Here is a 22,404-nt window from a genome sequence, read left to right on the forward strand (position 1 = left end):
GAATACTATAAATTAGGATAATATTAGTAGGAGGCCTAAACTTATATGAATGCCTATCAATTAATTATGAAGATACAACGGAAAATGCAACGTGATCCAGCATTTTCTGCAAGACTTAACAATATTCTTAATCAATTAAACAGTGTACCAGGACTTCAACAGGAAGTTATGAAAATAGCTCAAATAGAGGATGAGAGAAAGAGGCAAAAAGCTATGGATCATCTGCCTGAACAGGTGAAGCATCTGGTAAATGAATTACTAACTTTAATAAATAACTAATATTTAATATTTGTTTACATGAAAACTTGGAGCTTATTATATTTAAGAGAAGAGTAAATGTGCAATATCTTAAAAAGTAGGTATCCAAGTTTTAAATTTGTCAAAAAGTATATATTTTCTGCAAAAAGAAGGAAATTTATAAAAAAAGTATAATTAAATAAATATATATACAAATAAAAAGATGTATGGTGGGTTGATGTATGGCTATAAATCTAATGAGCAAAAGAGAAAAATTAATATATGTAAGGCAGCTTCTAAATATAACACAAAAGGAACTAGCCAAAGATAACATAAGCAGAGAATTCATCAGTATGGTTGAAAGCGGGAAAAGAAGCATGAGAAGAGATATGGCACTTACTGCTATGAAAAATGCTTTAGAGTATGCAAAAGAACGTGGTATAGAACTTGATTTAGATGAGGAATTTATCGCCAGATCTGAGGAGGAAGATTTATGTAAGATATGTGATGAACTTTCTAACAACATAGAGAATTTGGAAAAGTGTTATGAGATTATTGAATACAGTGAAGAAAAAGATTTTCAAATGGCTAGAGTATATGCTTTGAAAAAATTAGGAGACATATTTTGTGTAAGCGGAGAATATGAAAAGGCTAGTAATAAATATTTAGATGCAGTACAAATCACCGAAACTATAGGCAGACGTGAGATAAATCAGAAACTATATAATAATCTTGGTGTTGTAAAGAATAAGCTAGGAGAATATTTGGATGCTATAAACTATGAAAAGGAAGCTTTAACATTTTGTAATATAAACAATGATGACAAGATACGAGTTACAGTGCTTTATAACTTAGCATCCAACTGTTTTATGCTAAATAAATTTGAATCATCTAAAAAATATTTAGATGAGCTTTTTAAATTGAAACTTAATCACCATTTCTATTGTAAAGGAAGAAGCTTGTACGGATATATGTATGTGCAACTAAAAGAATATGATAAAGCCTTAGAGATATATAAAGAGCTTTTGGAAGAGGTTTTAGATAGGAATGTTATGATAGAGATATATCATAACACAGCATTGTGTTATCAGGAGAAAAAGGAATTTGATGAATCAGAAAAATATTTTGATATAGCTTTAGAATTGAGTAAAAATAAATTAAGTGAACTTTATAAAGTACAAGGAGCAAAAGGAGCAATGTACTTTGATAAGGGAATGTATAAAGAAGCTGAAGAACTATTATTTGATTCTATGCAGCTCAGCGAAAAATTTGAAGACTTTTATTATAGTATTGATATAGCTAAAGTGCTATACAATTTGTATAATACAAAAGGAGAAAATGAGAAGAAAAAAGAAATAGCCTTGGCTATACTTGATTTTTCAAATCATAACAATATAAACGAAGCCAATATGTGGAGTGTAGATAAACTTTTAGAGATTGCAATTGAAAATAATGATTTAGAACTAGTTAAAGAGGTTCATGAAAAAATAAATTTAAAATTAAATAATTTTTAAAAGTTATATATTTTGATTTTTAACTAAAAAATTGCGTAATTGCTACCAAAAATGTACTAATCTAAACTTCAATTAGTATGAGAAAATAGGAAGTACAACAAAGTCTTAGTGACGAATAGAACATGAGGTAAAGATTATGTAGTTAGTAAAATAGCCTCGTTTTTTTATTATACGAAAATGATAAAATTTCATAATAGATACTATGGAATAAAAATGATATAATATATGTACTTGAATATTGAATGAAAAGTAATAAAAATGATTATTATCAAAGAGAGGTAAAGATGAAGATTAACTGGAACACAAAATACAACACTATAGCTGTATATGCTTTTCTTGTAACATGTGGGGTTTGCACATTTTATCTTGCTATATCACAACTTGGAACATTTACTGCAAAAATTGGAAAAGCAATAGGCGTATTACAACCATTCATAATAGGATTTTCAATTGCATATATTTTAAACTTTCTTCTAAAATTTTATGAGAACAGAATTTTAGAAATGGCATTTTTTAAGAGATTAAAACTAAAATCAAAAAGAGGATTAGGACTATTATTTACATATGTAACAGCTTTTTTCCTTCTTTATTTGTTTATGCACTTTGTTTTTCCTCAAGTTGTAGAAAGTATAGTAGGATTAGTTAATGACATACCAATATATATAGCGAATTTAAGTAATTTATTTGATAAGATAGTGACTAATTTAGAGCTTAGAGATGAATACATTCATATGATTACCAGAAACTTTAATGAGATGAGTAATTATATAATAAAACTTGCAACAAATCTTCTTCCAGTACTAGGTTCAGCTGTTACTGCAATAGCATCAAGTGTTTGGAATATAATTTTAGGTCTTATAATATCTATCTATTTACTAATAGATAAAGAGAAGTTCTTTGGGATTTCTAAAAAGATTACCTATGCAATATTTTCTACTACTCGTGCCGAAAGGATATTAGAACTTACGCGCAGAAGCAATTCTACTTTTGGAAAATTCTTGAGTGGGAAGATATTAGATTCGACTATAATTGGTATTTTAACTTTTATAATATTAACTGTATTTAAAATACCATATACACTTTTGATATCCTTCATAGTAGCGGTTACAAATATAATTCCATTCTTTGGACCATTTATTGGAGCAATACCATCAGTTATAATAATACTTTTTGTATCTCCAATAAAGGCACTATGGTTCCTGCTTATAATATTTATAATACAACAGATAGATGGAAATATAATAGGGCCTAAGATACTTGGAGACTCTATAGGAATATCAGCTTTTTGGATTTTATTTTCCATAATGATTGCAGGAAAATTCCTTGGATTTGTAGGAATGGTTATAGGAGTTCCACTATTTGCTGTAATTTATTCAGTTGTAAAAGAGAATGTTGAAGCAAAACTTGAAAAGAAAGGTTTAGAAACGGAAACTAAAAAATATATATAATTATATTTTATTTCACCTCCAGCTTGAATTATTTTAGCTGGAGGTTTTATGTTTTTAAGAAAAATTTTAACTAATCATTAGATAATTTTAAAAGAAAGCCTTAAAAAGTAAAAGAATAAAAAATTGCATATTTTTAAGAAATGTATTAAAACATGAAGTATTTTAATGCATTTTTGAGAAAAAACAGTATTTTTAGCTATGGTCAGCTTAGACAGATTAAGTAAAACATGGTACTATATTATTAAAAGAAAGAGAAAAAAACGTTTAACATAATAGAAAAATCAAAATTTTGCTAAAATGAATAAATAAGATTATAAACTTGCAAAAAATAAGAAAAAATGAATAAAAAGCATAGTGTATTAAATGAATTTAAAATATAATACATCAAATTTTATTTATCAAGGGAGGAAAATAAAATGGATTTTAGATTAGAAAGTGACTCAATCGGAGAAAAAAAAGTACCTAAGGAAGCTTATTATGGGGTACAATCATTAAGAGGAGCAGAAAATTTTAACATAACAGGACTTAGACTTCATAAAGATTTTATAATTAGTCTTGCAGAAATAAAGAAAGCAACAGCTATAACTAACCTTGAGGCAGGCGTGCTAGATAAAAAAGTAGCAGATGCAATTGTAGAAGCTTGTGATGATATAATAGCCGGAAAATTACATGAGGATTTTATAGTAGACCCTATCCAAGGAGGAGCGGGAACATCTATGAATATGAATGCTAACGAAGTAATTGCAAATAGAGCTATAGAGATTCTTGGTGGAGAAAAGGGAGATTACAGCATAGTTCATCCTAATGACCATGTTAATAATGGACAGTCTACTAATGACGTTATACCAACAGCTGGAAAGATGACAGCTTTAAAGCTTATTCCTACAACTTTAAAAGAATTAAGAAGATTATATGATGCATTAATAGAAAAGTCAAAAGAATTTAATGATGTTATAAAAATGGGAAGAACTCAAATGCAGGATGCAGTTCCTGTAAGATTGGGACAAGAGTTTACAGCATACAGCACTGTTGTTAAGAGAGATATAGAGAGAATAGAAAGAGTAGAGGAAGAGTTAGTAGTAGTAAACATGGGTGGTACTGCTATAGGAACTGGAGTTAATGCAGATAGAAAATATTTTCAAAATATCGTCCCTAATCTTTCTAAAGTTTGTGGATTAAAATTATCCCAAGCAGAAGATCTAGTAGGAGCAACTCAAAACTTAGATGGATTTGTAGCTGTATCTGGAGCACTTAAGACATGTGCGGTAAATTTATCTAAGATATCAAATGATTTAAGACTTATGTCTTCAGGTCCAAGAACAGGTTTTGGAGAAATAAATCTTCCATCAAAGCAAAATGGATCATCTATAATGCCAGGAAAGGTTAATCCAGTAATACCAGAAGTTATGAGCCAAGTAGCTTTCAATATCATAGGAAATGATATGACAATAACTATGGCAGCAGAAGCAGGACAATTAGAATTAAATGCCTTTGAACCAGTTATATTCTATAACTTATTCCAATCAATAGAGACTCTAGGAAGAGGAGTTAATACTTTTGTAGATAACTGTATAGTTGGAATAACTGCAAACAAGGAAAGATGTAAAGAATTAGTTGAAAATAGTGTTGGAATAGTTACTTCACTTTGTCCACATGTTGGATACAAGAAAGCTGCTTCAATAGCTAAAACAGCTATAAAGACAGGAGCATCTGTAAGAAAATTAATATTAGATGAAGGCATATTAAACGAAAAAGAACTTAATGAGATACTAGATCCTGTAGCAATGACTGAGCCGGGAATATTATAAGATAAAAGTTTGGAGGATTGAAAAATGAGTGATTTAAGAGAAAGAGCATTAAAATTCCATAAAGACCATGAAGGAAAGATAGCACTTAAGTGTAAAGTGCCTGTAAGAAACAGCGACGATTTGACAATGGCATATACACCAGGAGTTGCAGAGCCATGTTTAGAAATAAACAAGAACTTTGATACAATGTATGATTACACTGCAAAAGGAAACTTAGTTGCAGTAGTAACTAACGGAACAGCAGTATTAGGTCTTGGAAATATAGGAGCAGGTGCAGGAATGCCTGTTATGGAAGGTAAAGCAGTTCTATTTAAAGCTTTTGGAGGAGTAGATGCATTCCCAATATGCTTAGACACAATGGATTCAGAAAAAATTATTGAAACAGTAAAACTTATGGAGCCTACTTTTGGAGGCGTAAATCTAGAAGATATAAAAGCACCAGAGTGTTTTGAAATCGAAGCTAAACTAAAAGAAATTTGTAATATTCCAATATTCCATGATGACCAACATGGAACAGCTATAGTTACAGTTGCTGGCATAATAAATGCATTAAAGATAGTAAATAAGAAATTTGAAGATTTAAAGGTTGTTGTTAATGGAGCAGGAGCGGCAGGAACAGCAATAACAAAGCTTATAATGAGCATGGGAACAAAGAATATAATTCTTTGTGACACTAAGGGTGCTATATATGAAGGCAGACCAGTTGGAATGAATAAGTTTAAGAATGAGATGGCTGCAATAACAAATCCTAATAAGGAAGCAGGAACTCTTGCAGAAGTATTGAAGGGAGCAGATGTATTCATAGGAGTATCAGCAGCTAACTGTGTATCTCAAGATATGGTAAGATCAATGAATAAAGATGCTATAATAATGGCTATGGCTAATCCAGTTCCAGAAATACTTCCACATTTAGCTATAGAAGCTGGAGCAAAGGTTGTAGGTACAGGAAGATCAGACTTCCCTAACCAAGTTAACAACGTTTTAGCGTTCCCAGGAATATTTAGAGGAGCATTAGATGTTCGTGCAAGTGATATAAATGACGAAATGAAGATAGCAGCAGCATATGCTATAGCTGATCTTGTAGATGAAAAAGAATTGAGTCCAGAGTTTGTTATCCCAAGTGCATTTGATTTAAGAATAGCACCAAAGGTAGCAGCACGTGTAGCAAAGGCAGCTATAGAAACAGGAGTTGCTAGAAGATCAGACGTTACTCCAGAAATGGTTGAACAGCACACAAAAGATTTATTAAAATAGCATATATATAATAAAAGCTCACATCCGTAAATATTTTTGGATGTGAGTTTTTTTATAAGCAAAATTATGGAACGTAACATATTTATATAGAAAATAAATTTTTTAGGAGACTATGTCTATGATAGATAATGATTTGTTAAAGTTATATAACTCTATAGACTATAGCAAATTTAACAAAGATATTTTAGCTTTTGTAAAAGAGAATAATATTAAAAGTTATACAGAATATTTAATAATAACCTCTTTAGCTTTAAAGTACACATACATTTTCAAACAATCTCTAAGTGGATGGAGGTTTATCTATAAATGGGCCTGTACTGTTGGTAAGCCATCAACTCCTACAATTAAAGGAATATTTAATATAAGTGGAAAAGAATATTCTTTTGGAAATAATACCTATTCTGTGAAATATGCAACTAGAATAATAGATGGATACTATTATCATTCTGTGTTATATAACCCAAAAGGCACTTATATAATAGATGGAAGATTAGGTTTAACTTTAAGTCATGGGTGCATAAGACTGAAAACAGAAAATGCTAAATGGATATATGAAAATATACCTAACGGGACAGCTGTTATAATTTATTAAATATCTTGTTTTTTTTCCCATATATGAAATAATATACTTAATAAATAAAGTTATGTGGGAGGGCGGTTGTTCTATGGGCAAGGAAACTCTAACTTCTAAAACAAAGAAAATTTTTAAAGGACCAAAGTTTATTATGTTTTTCTTATTAGCTATTTTTATAGTAGGGATAATAGCTATAAAAAATTACAATTCAACTTACTATGAAGGAGAAGCTAAGAAACTTATGAAATACAAGATTACAAAAGTTGAATACAGCAACGAGATTCAAAAGCTATTAGAGTGTATAAATTATGGGGATGTACAAACATCTGTGGATATAGGAAGCGGCAATCATCCTTATATAGAAGTATCTTATGATTTTGGAGGAGTAAGTGTTAGTAGCCAATTATTAAAAACAAACTTAAGAAATAATGCTGCAGTAATGTTTGCACTTATAGAATATACGGATTATATAAAGTTTAATGTGACAGGCATGGAAAGAATAAATGGATATTATACAATAACGTTTAACAGGGGACAGATTGATAGCTGTCTAGCTGAAGAAACATACAAATATGGACAAAACCCTAAGAAGCTGCAGAAACTGCTTAAAGAGATATATCCTAAAGCAGCTATTTCACAAGAAATTTATAATGAAGCTATGATAACATCTTTAGGTATAAGAATATCAAACAACTTTTCAGTTATTTATAATGATATGAAAAATAAAAGTGTAAAATACGTTTGTGAGCATGGTTCAATTTACACTGTGAAAGATGATGGAGCAATAAAAGAATGGGGAAAAGAGTTTGAAGAAAATCATCTAGAACAAGATGGATGGATAGATATATATTGGTCTCCTAAAATTAATGGAGAAAAAGTAGAAGAATTTGAAAAGAGTGCTTTGAATGTAAGTTTAATTAATAAAAATGGGGATAAAGTTGATGAAGATAACTTTAAGATATTAAATAAAGATGGAATGTATATGATGGTAAGAGATTTATGGTTTAAAGAAAAGGAATTAAAAATTAAAAATGATTCTAGAATAGAATTGTACAGCTTAGATAAGGAAGATGCCTCTAAAAAGGAATTAGTAGCCGTAATAAATGAAGATGATGCTGAAAGAAGAACCTTAGTTAATGCGATAATAAATGGTGCCACAGAGGATAAAGTTAATGAGGAAAATTATGATTGCGAAATATGTGTCTATAAAGATGGACAGAAAGTAAAAAGTATAAGATTGAATACGGATAGCGGAGAAGGTCAGGAGTATGGCAGTAAAGAATGCACATATAAAATGTCTGAAGAAAACTGCCGGAATATAAAAGCAATGCTTACAGATATGAGAAGCTACAATAATTTAATATATGGATATGTAGTCAGTGGAACCGTGAAAGAGATTAATGAATCAGATATAGCTGGATATAGTGATATAACATTTACTGATTATAAAAAGGTGAGAGCACCCAAAAGTATTATAGATAAATATAATATAAAACTAGGGAATAATATAAAAATAGATATGAATTCAAGGGGATTAGTTAACTATCCTGTAGCTGTAAAGCATATGGATTAAGCACTGTACTAATTTCAGAAAATTTGTTATAATAAGATTATGTAGTAAAACCGCACATTATATAAGATGTGCGGTTTTTTGTACTTAATTTGTGGTAGAGGTGAAAGAGATGAAATTGTTATTCTTAAGGTATATATCAAATAGATCTATAGGTGAATCACTGCGAAGCAGTATTTTAAATACAGGTATCTATGTATATGATACTCCAGAGAGCTTAGAAGAAAAGGTATTCTATTGGTTTAACGAGGATGAGGACAAGTTATTAGAAACTGTACTCATAGGATATGATTCAAAGGAAAGAAGAATAACTGAAGGTTGGATAGGAACTGCAGAGCCTGTAGCAGATGATTCTTTAAAGATAGTTATAGGAGGAATTAAACCTTTAAGAGAAGAACAAATTAGAGAAATCGAAAGGCTTTATGTAAATGCATCTAAATATAAGAAAAATTTGAAAGATGTAAAAGAGTATTTATTTATGAGAGAACTTCCTCAGGATATTCTTTACGACATATTGTATGATTTAAAAGATAGCTGTGTACATAATTCAAAAAAGGACAAGGTGTTTAAAGGAGATTATACATCTCTAAAAAAAGATGATATAAGTTTTTTGGTAAAAGAAATGGAAAGAAACCTTCATCCTCTTGCTCAAAGAAGCTATATGGCTAAAAGAGCTATAGGTATGAAAAAACCAGATGAATGCAGAAGTGAATTTCAAAGAGACAAGGATCGTATAGTACATTCAAAGGCTTTTAGAAGAACTGTTGATAAGGCTCAAGTTTACAGTACACATAAAGGAGATCATTATAGAACAAGGCTTACACATACACTAGAGGTAAATCAAATAGCAAAAGGTATAGCACGGTCATTAAGACTTCATGAAGATTTAGTTGAAGCTATAGCTTTAGGTCATGATATAGGACATACCCCTTTTGGTCATGAAGGAGAAAGACAGCTTGACCTTATAATGTCCGGAAAGCTTAAGCTCTGCAAAGATCATAATCCTGAAAATTTTGGAGGATTTAAGCATAATTATCAAAGTTTAAAACTCGCCAATTATGTTGAAGAAAAATATGTTGAATGTGAAGGACTAGATTTGACTTATCAGGTTTTAGAAGGCATGCTTAAACATACCAAGATAAAAAAGTGTAAAGGTATAGATTGCGATACATGCTGTAATAAATGTTTTGATATAGATGAGTTCTTGATAATAGGGGATAAAGAAAAGCTCTACTTAAATCAACCATTTGCCAGTACTTTAGAAGGACAAGTTGTGGCATGGGCTGATGAGATAGCTCAAAGAGGGCATGATTTAGATGATGGAGTTGCAGGAAAGCTTGTTGATATAAATGACCTTAAAGAGGAGCTTAAAGAGTATGAGTTTATGAGTCCTATAGTTAGCATAATAGAAACATCTTTAGATCAAATAAAAAAATCTAAAAGAGAGCTGGTAGATCCAGGAGAGCTTTTAAGAGCTAGAGTTACTCCTAAAATAATAAGACTTTTTATAGATGATATAGCTGAAAATTCAAGAAAAAATATGGATGAGTATTTAAAAACTCATGAAATTAAGGAAGATGTTATGATTGACAGTGAGCTTATATGTTTTTCTAAAGAAATGAAAAAGATAGTTGATAAACTAGAAGAAGTTATAAATCTTCAAGTTATAAATTCTCAAGAAGTTAATTGTTTTGATGGAAAATCTATGTACATAATTAAAAAATTATTCCAGGCATATTACAATAATCCTAAACAGCTTCCAGATCACACTTTAAGGAGGATACAAAGAGAACTTAAAGATATGAATATTCCTACGGTTGATGTAAGGAAAGGTAAGAAAAGAGATGTAGATAGAGAAATATTAATTTTTAAAGGAATTATATGTACTGAAAATAGAAAAGAAGATTTCTTGAAACAAAAAACTTTTATGAGAAATATTGCTGATTTCATTGGTGGAATGACAGATAACTACGCTAATTCAAGATTTAAAGAGTTATATAATGGAAATTAAATCATATATAAGAAAGACAAAATCCCAGCATGTATATGCTGGGATTAAATGTATTAGAGTTAGTTATTTACACCACTAAACTCTAAATATTCATCATAAGTCATAGATCTATCAATTATAGAACCATCATCTTTTATGTCTATAATTCTATTTGCTATTGTTTGAAGGAATTGATGGTCATGTGAAGCAAATAGTAAGTTGCTCTTATAGTCATTTAAACCATTGTTTAAAGCTGTAATTGACTCAAGGTCAAGGTGGTCAGTAGGTTGGTCTAACATAAGAACATTAGCATTGCTAAGCATCATTTTAGAAAGCATACATCTAACCTTTTCTCCTCCAGAAAGTACACTGGCCTCTTTTAAAGCTTCTTCTCCAGAGAATAGCATTCTTCCAAGGAAACCTCTTATATAACTCTCGGATTTCTCATCAGAGTATTGTCTTAACCAATCTACTAGAGTCATATTAACTCCGTCAAAATACTCAGAGTTATCGTTAGGGAAGTAAGCTTTTGTTATAGTGATCCCCCACTTATAGCTTCCACTGTCAGGTTCCATTTCTCCAGCTAATATTTTAAATAAAGTTGTAATAGCTAAACCATTTCCGATTAAAGCTATTTTATCATCTTTATTTACTCTAAAGCTTATGTTGTCTAAAACTTTAACTCCGTCTATAGTCTTAGAAAGTCCTTCTACTGTAAGTATGTCATTTCCCACTTCTCTTTCAGGTTTGAATCCTACGAAAGGATACCTTCTGCTTGATGGTTGTATGTCATCCAAATTTATTTTGTCAAGAAGCTTTTTACGAGATGTAGCCTGTTTTGACTTAGAGGCATTTGCACTAAATCTTGCGATGAAGTCTTGAAGCTCCTTAATCTTTTCTTCTTTCTTTTTGTTTTGATCTTTAGCCATCTGAAGGGCAAGCTGACTTGATTCATACCAGAAGTCATAGTTTCCAGTATATAGCTTGATCTTTCCAAAATCTACATCAGCCATATGAGTACAAACTGAGTTTAGGAAATGTCTGTCATGGGATACAACTATAACAGTTCCTTCAAAGTTTATTAAGAACTCTTCTAACCAATTTACGGCTTTAATGTCCAAGTGATTTGTAGGCTCGTCTAATACAAGCACTCCAGGATTTCCAAATAAAGCTTGAGCTAAAAGAACTTTTATTTTTTCAGAACCAGTAAGTTCAGAAACTCTTTTGTAGTGAGTATCAGTTCCAAGACCTAATCCCTGCAATAAAGTTGAAGCTTCAGACTCAGCTTCCCAACCGTTTAAGTCAGCAAATTCTCCTTCAAGTTCAGAAGCCTTGATGCCATCTTCATCACTGAAGTTTTCCTTAGCATATAAAGCATCCTTTTCTTTCATTATAGAGTAAAGTCTCTCATTACCCATTATTACAGATTCCAATACTTCAAATTCATCATACTCATAGTGGTCCTGTTTTAATACGGACATTCTTGTATTTGGAGCAAGTACTACTTCTCCAGTATTAGGTTCAACTTCTCCGGATAATATCTTTAAGAAAGTACTCTTACCGGCACCATTAGCGCCTATAACTCCATAACAGTTGCCAGGAGTAAATTTTAGATTTACATCTTCAAATAGCTTACGTCCGCCATATCTTAAGCTAACATTAGATACAGTTATCAATAAATTCTACCTCATTTCATTTGTTATTCATCAGCATATTATATCATAGAATATCATTATAGAGAACAGGTAAGTGATTTTAAGCTTATTAAACCTTGACAGTTTTGTAAGTATAATGATAAAATAAAGAAAATTATTTGAATTTGGAGAATAAAGTTATGGTATGCTTAATTTTACAAAAAGTAAAATTTAATAGGGCGTATTATTCTAACTATTATAGATAGAGCTTGCATTATTATTATTATTATTATTATGGATGCAGGCTGTAAGGAAACTTTAGTTTGCATCTATGATGGTTAGGAAATTTTGTGTGTCCAAATTATACCACATAGATGATGCTGTGTGGTGATAGTAGTATGGTTAGTTTATCATGAGCCTCATAGTATTATGCTATGAGGCTTTAATTATTTTTTATTATTTTTAGGAGGATAGTAGTATGGAAAAGAAAAAAAGAGAAAATTTTAGTAGTAGCGCAGGATTTGTTTTGTCTTGCATTGGAGCAGCAGTAGGATTGGGAAATATATGGATGTTTCCTTATAGGCTGGGTCAGAATGGAGGAATGGTTTTTTTAATCCCTTATTTTTTATTTGTTTTAGTATTAGGATCTACAGGGCTTATAACTGAATTTGCTTTTGGAAGAAAATTTAGAAGCGGCTCAATGAATGGAATAAGAACAGTATTTAAAGAGAAAAACAAAATAGGGGGATTTATTTTAGGGATAATACCTGTAATTGGACTTATGGGAGTTTTTATGTTTTACAACATAGTTGTAGGATGGATACTAAAGTATTTTTCTATGAGTATTTCAGGAGAACTTAGTAGTATAGATATAAACAGTTATTTTAATAGTTTTTCAGGTACAAGTAATACCATAGTGTGGAACTTCATTTCTATAATTTTGACAGTTGCTATTGTTTATATGGGAGTCACTAAGGGAATAGAGAAGATAAATAAAATAATAATGCCAGCCTTATTTATAATATTTATACTTTTAGGTATAAGGTCATTAACACTTCCTGGTGCTATAGAAGGGGTAAGATACCTTCTAACTCCAAAATGGGAATACTTTTTTAAAGTTAACACCTGGGTTATGGCGCTAGGACAAGCATTCTTTACTGTATCATTAAATGGATGTGGCATGGTTGTTTATGGCAGTTATATAAAAGATAATTTTGATATTCCAAGGTCAGCATTAAGTACAGCTATACTAGACACTATGGCAGCACTTTTAGCATCTTTTGTTATAATGCCAGCAGTATTTGCTTTTAATTTAGATCCTATGGCTGGGCCACCATTGTTATTTATTACAATGCCTACAATATTTAAATCTATGCCTGGGGGAAGAATAATATCAATAGTGTTCTTCTTAAGCCTTTTATTTGCAGCTATATCATCGTCTATAAATATGCTTGAAGGTCCAGTTGAAGCTATGATGTCTCAAACGAAATTTAATAGAAAGAAATCTTCTATAATTATAGCATCTATAGCATTTATTTTTTCTATACCTTTAAATATGAGCATGACATCATTTGATAATTTCACTAATCTTATAACAGTAATTATATCGCCGGTTGCAGCTTTAATAGTGCTTATAGTATTTTACTATATGTACGGAGAAGAGAGAGCTATGGAGGCTATAAATGAAGGTGCTGCTAGAAAGTTAGGAAAAGGATTTTTACGATTTGCTAAATATGGATTTACAATTATAACTATAGCTGTAATTGTGCTAGGAATAGTATATGGAGGCATTGGCTAAAATAAACAATATATTTGGATGAGCATTGAATTCTATAAGTTAGTCATGATATAATTAATATTAATTATTAAATAATAAGAGGTGTAAATAATGAGCGCTTTATTTGTAGAATATCCAAGATGAACAACTTGCAAAAAGGCTTCAAAGTTTTTGAAGGAAAATAATGTAGAGTTTGATAACAGACATATAGTTGAGAATAACCCAACCAAAGAAGAACTGCTTCATTGGATGGAAATCAGCGGGTTAGAAACTAAAAAATTCTTCAATACATCAGGTGTGTTGTATAAAGAAATGAACTTAAAAGACAAGATAAAAGATATGTCAAGGGAAGATGCGGCAGAACTCTTAGCTTCTAATGGCATGCTTGTGAAAAGGCCTATTCTTATAAAAGATGGAAAGGTTCTTGTTGGTTTTAAAGAAGATTCGTATAAAGAAATATTATAAAATCTAAAAGATTAGGGTATTTATGACATGTTCCATTATAGGTGGATAAGAGAAATAATAAAAGTTCTTACGTAGGAGATATGTGGCAATTAGAACAATTTTAAATGTTTTTACAATATCTTGACAAATATGTCTCAGCAATGTAAAATGTCAATGTAACTAAATAAAATGGATTTTATGTTTTTTCTATTGATTAATCACAATAGAAAACTAAGATGGAAGCAGGTGTAATTCCTGCGCGGTCCCGCCACTGTGAGTGAGGAGAATGCTCTTATATAAACCACTGATATATTATTATATTGGGAAGGTAGAGCAGACTATGATACATTAGCCAGGAGACATGCATAAAATTTACTTCTGAGGCGGAGAATCTCAAAGAAGATATACAGTAAAGTTAGTAAATGCGGACTATGCTTTTTTTCATAGTCTGCTTTTTTATTGTTTAAAAAACCAACACGGGTATGGTATTAAATCTCTTCTTTTAAAATGGGTATAGGGATTATCTTATTTATAATCTCCTCTGATTCTCAGAATACTTAGTTAAAGAAGGGAGAGGAAATATGAAAAATAGTTTATCAAAGAAGATATTGTCACTGTTGCTCGCTGTGGGAATGGTTATGAGTGGAATGATTACACCTTTGACATCATACGCAGCTGATATAACTCCAGAGCAAGCAGCAGAAAAATATCTAAAAACTAACTACATCGATGGAGCAAATAAGGTAATTAGAAATGGTGGCGATAGTGTAGTTAAAAGTAAAAATGGTCTTAGTTATGAGGTTGGATTAAAGACACCAAGCGGTGGAGATATAACAACATTACTTTTTAAAAGTGAATCTTCTAGATCAGAGTATAAAAGTGTATGGTACATAAATTCAGATTCAAAGTATGTAAAATCAATTGGATCAAGTGCAGGAAGATGTAGTATTGAATCAAGACCTACTGCAGATGAACCACCATATAAATTTACGGCAACTCTTAAATTATTTGATAAGAATGTAACAGCTGATGATATAAACAATGGTGTGGCAAAGTCATTGGCAGAACAAAATTTTGAGGTTTCATTGGCACAAGCAGAAAAAGAATTTAAGGTGACTTTTGAAGCTGTTGACAGTAACACAGATAAGAAAATTGATTCTGCTCAAATTAAGGTAAGAAAAGATTTTAGGGATGTAAACCCTGGTTCAGATGGAAACTATACTATGAAGTCCAGTGAAGTGTTTACAGTAACAGCTGAAGCAAAAGGCTATAAATCATATAAAAATACAAGTTTTAATGCAACAAAGGACGGGCTGCTTCAATTAAAACTCGATCCAAGTTTAACACATGTAGTTAAATTTGATGTAAAAGATTCTACAGGAAAAAGGGTAAATGACGCCAAGATTTCTGTAAAAAAGGGTTTCTATGATACTGTTAAGCCAGAAGTAGACGGAAGTTACAAATTAGAAGAAGGTACAAAATATAATTATACCGTTTCAGCAGAAAATTATAGCAATGTAACTGGAACAATTGATCCTAAAAAGGATGAAACTATTTCTGTAGTATTACAAAAGAATATTGCAGAATATACAGTACGATTTGAAATAAAAGATAAAGCTGGAATTTCTGTAGAAAATGCTAAAGTTTCTGTTACATACCAAGAGTATGATGACTTTGAAATGGATTATGTAACTACAGAAGTTATTCAAGAAAAAGATGGTAGTTATAAACTTAGCAAAGGAACTGAATATGATTATAATATTACGGCATCTGGTTATCCTGATGTAAGTGGAAAAATAAATCCTTCTGGGGATAATGAAACAATAGTCCAAAAAATTGAGTTGGATGGTGGAGTTATTATTGATCCAGCTGATCAAAAGAAAGTAGATGATGCCCAAGCTTCCTTTGATAAAGAATTAGGTGCACTTAGACCTAAGTTTTCAAAGGATAAGAACATTAATACCGTTGTTATCGAATCTTTAGAAGCTAGAGGTGTTAATGTAGAGGGGTTAACTGTAGAAGTTGTAAGTTCAAATAATGAAGATGTTATAGGAAAAGATGGCATAATTAATTATGTTAAAGATCCAATTTTAAGTGGACATATATATTTTCAAAATGTAACCTGCTCCTTTAAATTTAAAGCTGGTAATGCAGAAGCTACAACAAATAAAAGTGGCAGAACTGTAACTGTTTGTTGGGATCAAGACTTTTTCTTTAATATGATGAATTGTGAATCTGAACAGGTTACAATAGATAAGATTTTAAATGGTAATAAATCAGAAAAAGAAGTTACAAAGGATTTATCATTACCTCAGTCTATAGGAACAAGTGCAAAGAAGGTTTGGTCTAAGATAAGTTGGGAGTCATCAAATCCAGAAGTAATTAATATTGTTGATCCTAGCATAGATTTCATTATTAATCCTTGTATAGGAAAAGTAAAGGCTCAACCAGAAGATACAGTAGTAAGATTAACTGCAACATTTGAAGCAAATGAAATGGTTTTAAATTCATATGTGGAAAAACCATCTGATTTTAAAGTTGTTAAAAAGACATTTGATGTTACAGTTAAGGGAACAGGAGAAGCAAAACCAACAGAAGAAGAACTTATGGGTTTGCTAGATAAATACTATACAGTTGACGAGTTAACTTACTCTGTAACGGGTAAAGTGATAGATCCGAAGAATGTAAACGGTGATATACGGATTTTAAGATATACAAAGATAACAGATGAAACAGGTAACTTTGTATTTAAAAACAAAGAAATTACAGTAACAACAGATAATGATAAGGTTATATCTATAAATGGATATAGGGCGAGTGTTGATATTTTCACTAAAGAAAATCCAGATGTAAATTTACTTGTTAACTTTACAAGAGATGGAGTTTCAGTAACTAAGAAAATACCACTTCATGTAAAACAGGTAACAGATAAAGAGCTAGATGAAGAAATCCAAAAGATGAATCTTGCAAAGAAACATTATTTCGATGGAATTAATGATGGAAACTTTGCTGATAAAAATTCTATTACAGGAAATTTACATTCATTCCAAGAAATGAGGGTAGACAGTAAAGGTCAGCCTGTTTGGGTATATGACTCAAAAGATTTTGTTGGTGATGGAATAGTACCGGATGACTTTTTTGAGGATCCATGGGAGATGGAAGGTCAAGGATATAATAAATTTAAATCCTCAAATATCGGTGTTGTTAAGGCTGATAATTTGTTAGTAAGCAGACAAGAAACTTCAAAGCAAGTAACAATTTCATCGCTTCTTAGTAGTGCAAAATATGGGAAATTTGCAAAGATTCATCCTGAAAATAAAAAATTACAGAAGCTATACAAACAGCTTGTTGAAGTTACGGTTACCGTAAAAGGCACAAAGAGTGCTTCAGATGGACTTTCAAAAGTAATTGTAGAAGCAAAAGATTTTTTGGATAAAATCTCAGAAGGAACAAAGCCAGGAGAATATAAAATTGGCACGAGAGCTGAACTTGAGAAAGCTGTAAATGTAGCTGAAACAGTTTTAAAAGATCAGGTTTCAACAGAACAGAACTATGAAAATGCAACAGCTGAGTTGCAGAAGGCTATAGACAAAGCGAAGGAATCACAAAATTCTAATAGAGTGAATGCCACAATATTTGCAAATCCTGATTCTAATGTACTTGGGAATAAACTTGTTGCTGATGTAGCAGCAGATGAAGCTAAGAAAGCAGGATATGCAAAACCTGATAAATGTCAAAATGATGTAACTGTTATAGATGCGCTTGTAGTAATGCATAGAAATATGTATGGTGAAGCTTTTGATAAAAATCCTAAAGCATATTTAGAGATGGGTTCAAATGGATGGATAAGCAAGATATTTGGCAAATCAACTATGAATTTAGGTTTTATGGTAAATGACAAAATGCCAAAAGACAGTACAGGTATGGGAACTATGGCAAATGATAGCGTCTTGAAAAACAATGATACTGTAAATATATTTGTTTATGGTAGTGATTTATATGATGATATGTACTTGAAGTTTGCAGAAAACGAAGTAACTGTAAAGGCCGATGAAAGCTTTGCTCTTACTGTTAATGGGTTTGTAGCAAGTTATTCTATATCAATTGATGTACCGTTAGAACCACAAAAAAATTGCAAGGTTGTATTAAAACCTGTAAATGGACAAGAGAATGAAAAGCTTGAGGGGATTACGGATGAGAATGGACAAGTTACATTTGCTGTTTCAGATATAGGAAAATATATTGCTACAGTTGAAAAATGTGACAGTGAGTTTTTTATAGCGCCTTATTTAAATATAAATGTTGAAAGAAATGATGAAACAGAGAAGAAAGATGCAAAATCAGAACTAGAATCATATAAGAATTTAAAGGATTATAGAGAAACACAACAAAAAGAGATAAAAGATATCTTAGCTGATAATATTGCAAAAATTGATGCTGCAAAAACTACTGCAGATATTGAAGAAATCTTGAAGGCTGCAAAGGCAGAGTTAGATAATGTTAAGACAGATGCACAGTTAACAGAGGAAGAAAACAATGTTGCTGTAGATAAAGTTATTATTCTAATTGACAAAATTGGACAAGTAAATTTAAATAGCAAAGAAGCAATCGATGAGGCAAGAGCAGCATATAATATTTTAAGCGACGGTGTCAAGGTAAAGGTAATAAACTATGATAAGTTAGTTACTGCTGAAAAGAAATATGAGGAATTATTAGCAGAATCAGAAAAGTTAGAAATGGCTAAGAAAGATGCAAAAGCAGAACTAGAATCATATAAGAATTTAAAGGATTATAAAGAAAATCAACAAAAAGAGATAAAAGCTATCTTAGCTGACAATATTGCAAAAATTGATGCTGCAAAAACTACTGCAGATATTGAAGAAATCTTGAAGGCTGCAAAGGCAGAATTAGATAAGATTAAGGTAGATGAACAGATAACAGAGGAAGAAAACAAAGTTGAGGAAGAAAATAATAAGCCAATCAATCCAAATTCAGATAAAGAACAAAACAAAGACCTTAGTTTAATACCTACGGGTGATTACGAGAATCTTTTAATGTATAGCTTACTTCTATTTGGTGCGTTTGGAGGCATAGTTGTTTTAAGAAAGAAGAGAAATTTAATTAAATAATGTGCTGTTTTGCACATATAAACAACCAATGTAGGCTGCAAGTCACAAAATGACTTGCAGCTTTGATTTTTGAGTAATTTAGTATTATAATAGTTTATTTTTTTCTTTTTCTAAATAATCATTTCTAGTAGCAATAACTAGAGGTGACAATAATAATAATGCAATTAAGTTTGGAAGAACCATAAGTCCATTAAAGGTATCGGCTAACTGCCAAACTAGGTCAACCCTTATGCATGAGCCTAGGAATATAAACATCATAACTAATATTCTAAAGATTGTAAGTCCTTTGCCTTTAAATAAGTATTTAACATTAGCTTCAGCAAAGAAGTACCATCCTATTATTGTAGAGAAAGCGAAGAAGAATAGGGTTATTGCTATGAAAGGATTTCCGAAAGTTCCCATTCCAACAGTAAAAGCTTCTTGGGTTAATGCTATACCTGTATTTCCATTTCCAATAACTCCTGTTGTTAGGATAACAAGAGCAGTCATAGTAAGAACAAGAAATGTATCTATAAATACGCTGACTATAGCAGCAAATCCTTGTTCAGCAGGATGATTAACTATAGCTACAGCGTGGGCATGAGGAGTTGAACCCATACCAGCTTCATTAGAGAATAATCCACGAGCTACACCATATCTCATAGCCTGTTTAACAGAAACACCAATAGCTCCACCAAGAACTGCCTGAGGATTAAAAGCTCCAACGAAGATCATTTTAAATGCTGGAAGTATATGAGTGCAATTAGTAACTAGTACAAATAATCCACCTATTAAATAGAAGACAGCCATAAAAGGAACAACTTTTTCAGTAAATGATGCAATACGAGATACTCCCCCTATAAATATAAATCCTGCTATTACAGAAAGTATAGCTCCAATTATCTTAGGGTCTATATTAAATGCAGTATAGAAAGCATCACCTATTGAATTTGCCTGTACCATATTTCCAATAAAACCAAGTGCAAGAATTATGGTTATTGAAAAGAAGCATGCAAGTCCTTTGTTTTTAAGTCCTTGACTTATATAGTAAGCAGGTCCTCCGGTTACTTCACCGTTGACTTTTGTTCTAAATTTTTGTGCTAAGGTAGCTTCGGCAAAAATAGTACTCATTCCAAAGAATGCACTAAGCCACATCCAAAATATGGCTCCAGGTCCACCAGATACTATTGCAGTAGCAGCTCCAGCTAGATTTCCAGTACCTACTTGAGCAGCTATAGCTGTTGCTACAGATTGGAAAGAGGACATACCATCTTTTCCAGCTTTTTTACCGAATTTTATTCCACCAAATACTTGTTTAAGACCTTGTTTAAATTTAGTGATTTGTATAAATTTTAAACGGATAGTAAAATAGATTCCGGTGCCACACAATAAGAAGATTAAAAGATAATTCCATAGTATGTCATTAATCTTAACGACTATTGGCAATAATGCGTCCATAAAATCACTCCTCAAATATTTTATAATTTATTTATCTACTATACATATATATTAAGAGTAATTTAAAAAAATTACATAAATTTCTAATGAATCTATGGGGAAATATATTTGATTTATCTATTAAACATATTGATAATAATAGAATATACGTCTCTATGATTTGAGATAATATAATGCACTTAGTAAAGTTAAAAAGATTATGTAAAAAGTTTATTTTTACAACTTAAAGAAATATTTTAAAGCACATAAGAGGGAAATTAAAATTTTATTTATAAAAAATATTCAAATCTATTAAACAATAGTGGTATCATTGACAAATTTTATAATGAGTGTAATATATAAGATGTAAAATTAAATAAATTACGGGGAGCTTGAATCTGCAGGCTGAGAGTAAGCTAAATATAGCTTTGACCCATAACTTGATTTGGATAATGCCAACGTAAGGAAAGCAATTAAAGGTGATAGTAGAATTATTTCAAGGATATACGGCATTGTATATCCTATTTTTTTATTCTATTTTAAGTTGAATTCAGTTTATATTAAAAGAAAGCGGGAGATAAAATGAAAAAGGTATTAACTATAGCAGGATCTGATTGTAGTGGAGGAGCAGGAATACAAGCCGATATAAAGACTATTACAGCTCATAAAATGTATGCCATGAGTGTAATAACTTCTCTCACAGCTCAAAACACTACAGGTGTTTACGGAGTGCTTGATACACAGCCAGAATTTGTTGAAAATCAACTTGACTGCGTTATGAAAGATATTTTTCCAGATAGCATAAAGATAGGAATGGTTTCATCATCAAAAATAATAAAGTCTATCGTGAAAAAATTAAAGGAATATAGACCAAAGAATATAGTTGTAGACCCGGTTATGATATCCACTAGTGGAAGCCGACTTCTCAGCGAAGAAGCAATGGACAGTTTAATAAATGAACTTATTCCATTAGCAGATTTAATTACGCCTAACATAGCAGAAGCAGAATGTCTTTGTAATTTTGAAATAGAGAATAATGATGATATGGAGAGAGCAGCATTTAAAATTTCAGAAAAGTATAAGGGAAATATTTTAATAAAGGGTGGACATCTTGCGGATTGTAGTGATGATTTGTTGTATCATCAAGGAAAGTTTATATGGTTTAAAGGAGTAAAGTTCGATAATAATAATACACATGGTACAGGGTGTACACTTTCATCTGCAATAGCATGTAATTTGGCAGATGGAAAATCTATAGAAGACAGTATAAAAAATGCTAAAGAATATATAACAGGGGCTTTAAAAGATGGACTAAATTTAGGACAAGGAAGCGGTCCGTTAAATCACTGTTATAAGCTTTAATTTATTGAAATAATGAAAGAGAATCTTGCTTTTTAAGATTCTCTTTTTTAATATATTTTATTGGAAAAATATATTGAAAAAATAATAAAAAAACAGTGGAATCTTTAGCAAATTTGGTTTATTATTGTAAAGGGAATTTTATATTAGATAAGATAAAGGATATTATTACATTATAGATGAACGTGAAGAGCATTAAATCTCTGCGCAAGGTAAGATGCATCTTTTTTTCATTCTGTAGATTTTTTAT

Annotated in this window: 14 protein-coding genes and 2 riboswitches; of the genes, 12 read left to right on the top strand and 2 right to left on the bottom strand. The window is 31.0% G+C overall.

Features of this window, described 5'->3' with window-relative positions; all coding sequences use genetic code 11:
• The first annotated feature begins 45 nt into the window (after positions 1-45).
• The 8 genes from KQH81_RS05980 to KQH81_RS06015 all read left to right on the top strand — a co-directional run bounded on the left by KQH81_RS05980 (position 46) and on the right by KQH81_RS06015 (position 10,416).
• Positions 46-279 carry a hypothetical protein gene (locus tag KQH81_RS05980; RefSeq protein WP_027639020.1) on the top strand — a complete coding sequence of 78 codons (234 nt, stop codon included), beginning with the start codon at positions 46-48 and terminating at the stop codon, positions 277-279.
• A gap of 200 nt (positions 280-479) precedes the next feature.
• Positions 480-1,751 (top strand): helix-turn-helix domain-containing protein, encoded by a 1,272-nt coding sequence (locus tag KQH81_RS05985; RefSeq protein ID WP_099336205.1) that lies wholly within the window; start codon positions 480-482, stop codon positions 1,749-1,751.
• Between the two features lie 284 nt (positions 1,752-2,035).
• Entirely contained in the window at positions 2,036-3,199 is a 1,164-nt protein-coding gene (locus KQH81_RS05990) for an AI-2E family transporter (RefSeq protein ID WP_027639018.1), read from the top strand.
• 416 nt (positions 3,200-3,615) lie between these two features.
• Complete coding sequence (locus KQH81_RS05995) at positions 3,616-5,007, top strand: aspartate ammonia-lyase (RefSeq protein WP_099336206.1); 1,392 nt, start codon at positions 3,616-3,618, stop codon at positions 5,005-5,007.
• A 24-nt stretch (positions 5,008-5,031) separates the two neighbouring features.
• A complete protein-coding gene (locus KQH81_RS06000; RefSeq protein WP_027639016.1) occupies positions 5,032-6,261 on the top strand; it encodes an NAD(P)-dependent malic enzyme in 1,230 nt (409 codons plus the stop codon).
• A gap of 118 nt (positions 6,262-6,379) precedes the next feature.
• Complete coding sequence (locus tag KQH81_RS06005) at positions 6,380-6,853, top strand: L,D-transpeptidase (RefSeq protein WP_230029086.1); 474 nt, start codon at positions 6,380-6,382, stop codon at positions 6,851-6,853.
• 73 nt (positions 6,854-6,926) lie between these two features.
• Positions 6,927-8,408 carry a DUF4825 domain-containing protein gene (locus KQH81_RS06010; RefSeq protein ID WP_168972444.1) on the top strand — a complete coding sequence of 494 codons (1,482 nt, stop codon included), beginning with the start codon at positions 6,927-6,929 and terminating at the stop codon, positions 8,406-8,408.
• 109 nt (positions 8,409-8,517) lie between these two features.
• Complete coding sequence (locus tag KQH81_RS06015; protein ID WP_230029087.1) at positions 8,518-10,416, top strand: deoxyguanosinetriphosphate triphosphohydrolase family protein; 1,899 nt, start codon at positions 8,518-8,520, stop codon at positions 10,414-10,416.
• Positions 10,417-10,475: 59 nt separating this feature from the next.
• Here KQH81_RS06015 and KQH81_RS06020 read toward each other — a convergent pair whose 3' ends face one another.
• Positions 10,476-12,071 (bottom strand): ABC-F family ATP-binding cassette domain-containing protein, encoded by a 1,596-nt coding sequence (locus tag KQH81_RS06020; protein ID WP_074844362.1) that lies wholly within the window; start codon positions 12,069-12,071, stop codon positions 10,476-10,478.
• Between the two features lie 436 nt (positions 12,072-12,507).
• Here KQH81_RS06020 and KQH81_RS06025 point away from each other — a divergent pair, with 436 nt between their 5' ends.
• From KQH81_RS06025 to KQH81_RS06035, 3 genes are all read left to right on the top strand, one after another.
• Positions 12,508-13,827, top strand: a complete 1,320-nt coding sequence (locus tag KQH81_RS06025) for a sodium-dependent transporter (protein WP_230029088.1) — start codon at positions 12,508-12,510, stop codon at positions 13,825-13,827.
• Positions 13,828-13,917: 90 nt separating this feature from the next.
• The gene (locus KQH81_RS06030) at positions 13,918-14,271 is read left to right on the top strand and encodes an arsenate reductase family protein (RefSeq protein ID WP_178311114.1); all 354 of its coding nucleotides are present in this window, start codon (positions 13,918-13,920) and stop codon (positions 14,269-14,271) included.
• A 160-nt stretch (positions 14,272-14,431) separates the two neighbouring features.
• Positions 14,432-14,633, top strand: a riboswitch (cobalamin riboswitch).
• 198 nt (positions 14,634-14,831) lie between these two features.
• Entirely contained in the window at positions 14,832-19,379 is a 4,548-nt protein-coding gene (locus KQH81_RS06035; protein WP_230029089.1) for a synaptonemal complex protein 1, read from the top strand.
• An 84-nt stretch (positions 19,380-19,463) separates the two neighbouring features.
• Here the strand turns inward: KQH81_RS06035 and KQH81_RS06040 are convergent, their stop codons facing one another.
• Positions 19,464-20,816 carry an alanine/glycine:cation symporter family protein gene (locus KQH81_RS06040; protein ID WP_027639009.1) on the bottom strand — a complete coding sequence of 451 codons (1,353 nt, stop codon included), beginning with the start codon at positions 20,814-20,816 and terminating at the stop codon, positions 19,464-19,466.
• Between the two features lie 353 nt (positions 20,817-21,169).
• Positions 21,170-21,279, top strand: a riboswitch (TPP riboswitch).
• A gap of 98 nt (positions 21,280-21,377) precedes the next feature.
• Between KQH81_RS06040 and thiD the strand changes: the two genes are divergently transcribed.
• The gene (thiD, locus tag KQH81_RS06045; protein WP_230029090.1) at positions 21,378-22,157 is read left to right on the top strand and encodes a bifunctional hydroxymethylpyrimidine kinase/phosphomethylpyrimidine kinase; all 780 of its coding nucleotides are present in this window, start codon (positions 21,378-21,380) and stop codon (positions 22,155-22,157) included.
• Positions 22,158-22,404 lie beyond the last annotated feature (247 nt).

Origin of the sequence: Clostridium cadaveris (assembly GCF_020911725.1) — a bacterium.
Lineage (GTDB): Bacteria > Bacillota > Clostridia > Clostridiales > Clostridiaceae > Clostridium_X > Clostridium_X cadaveris.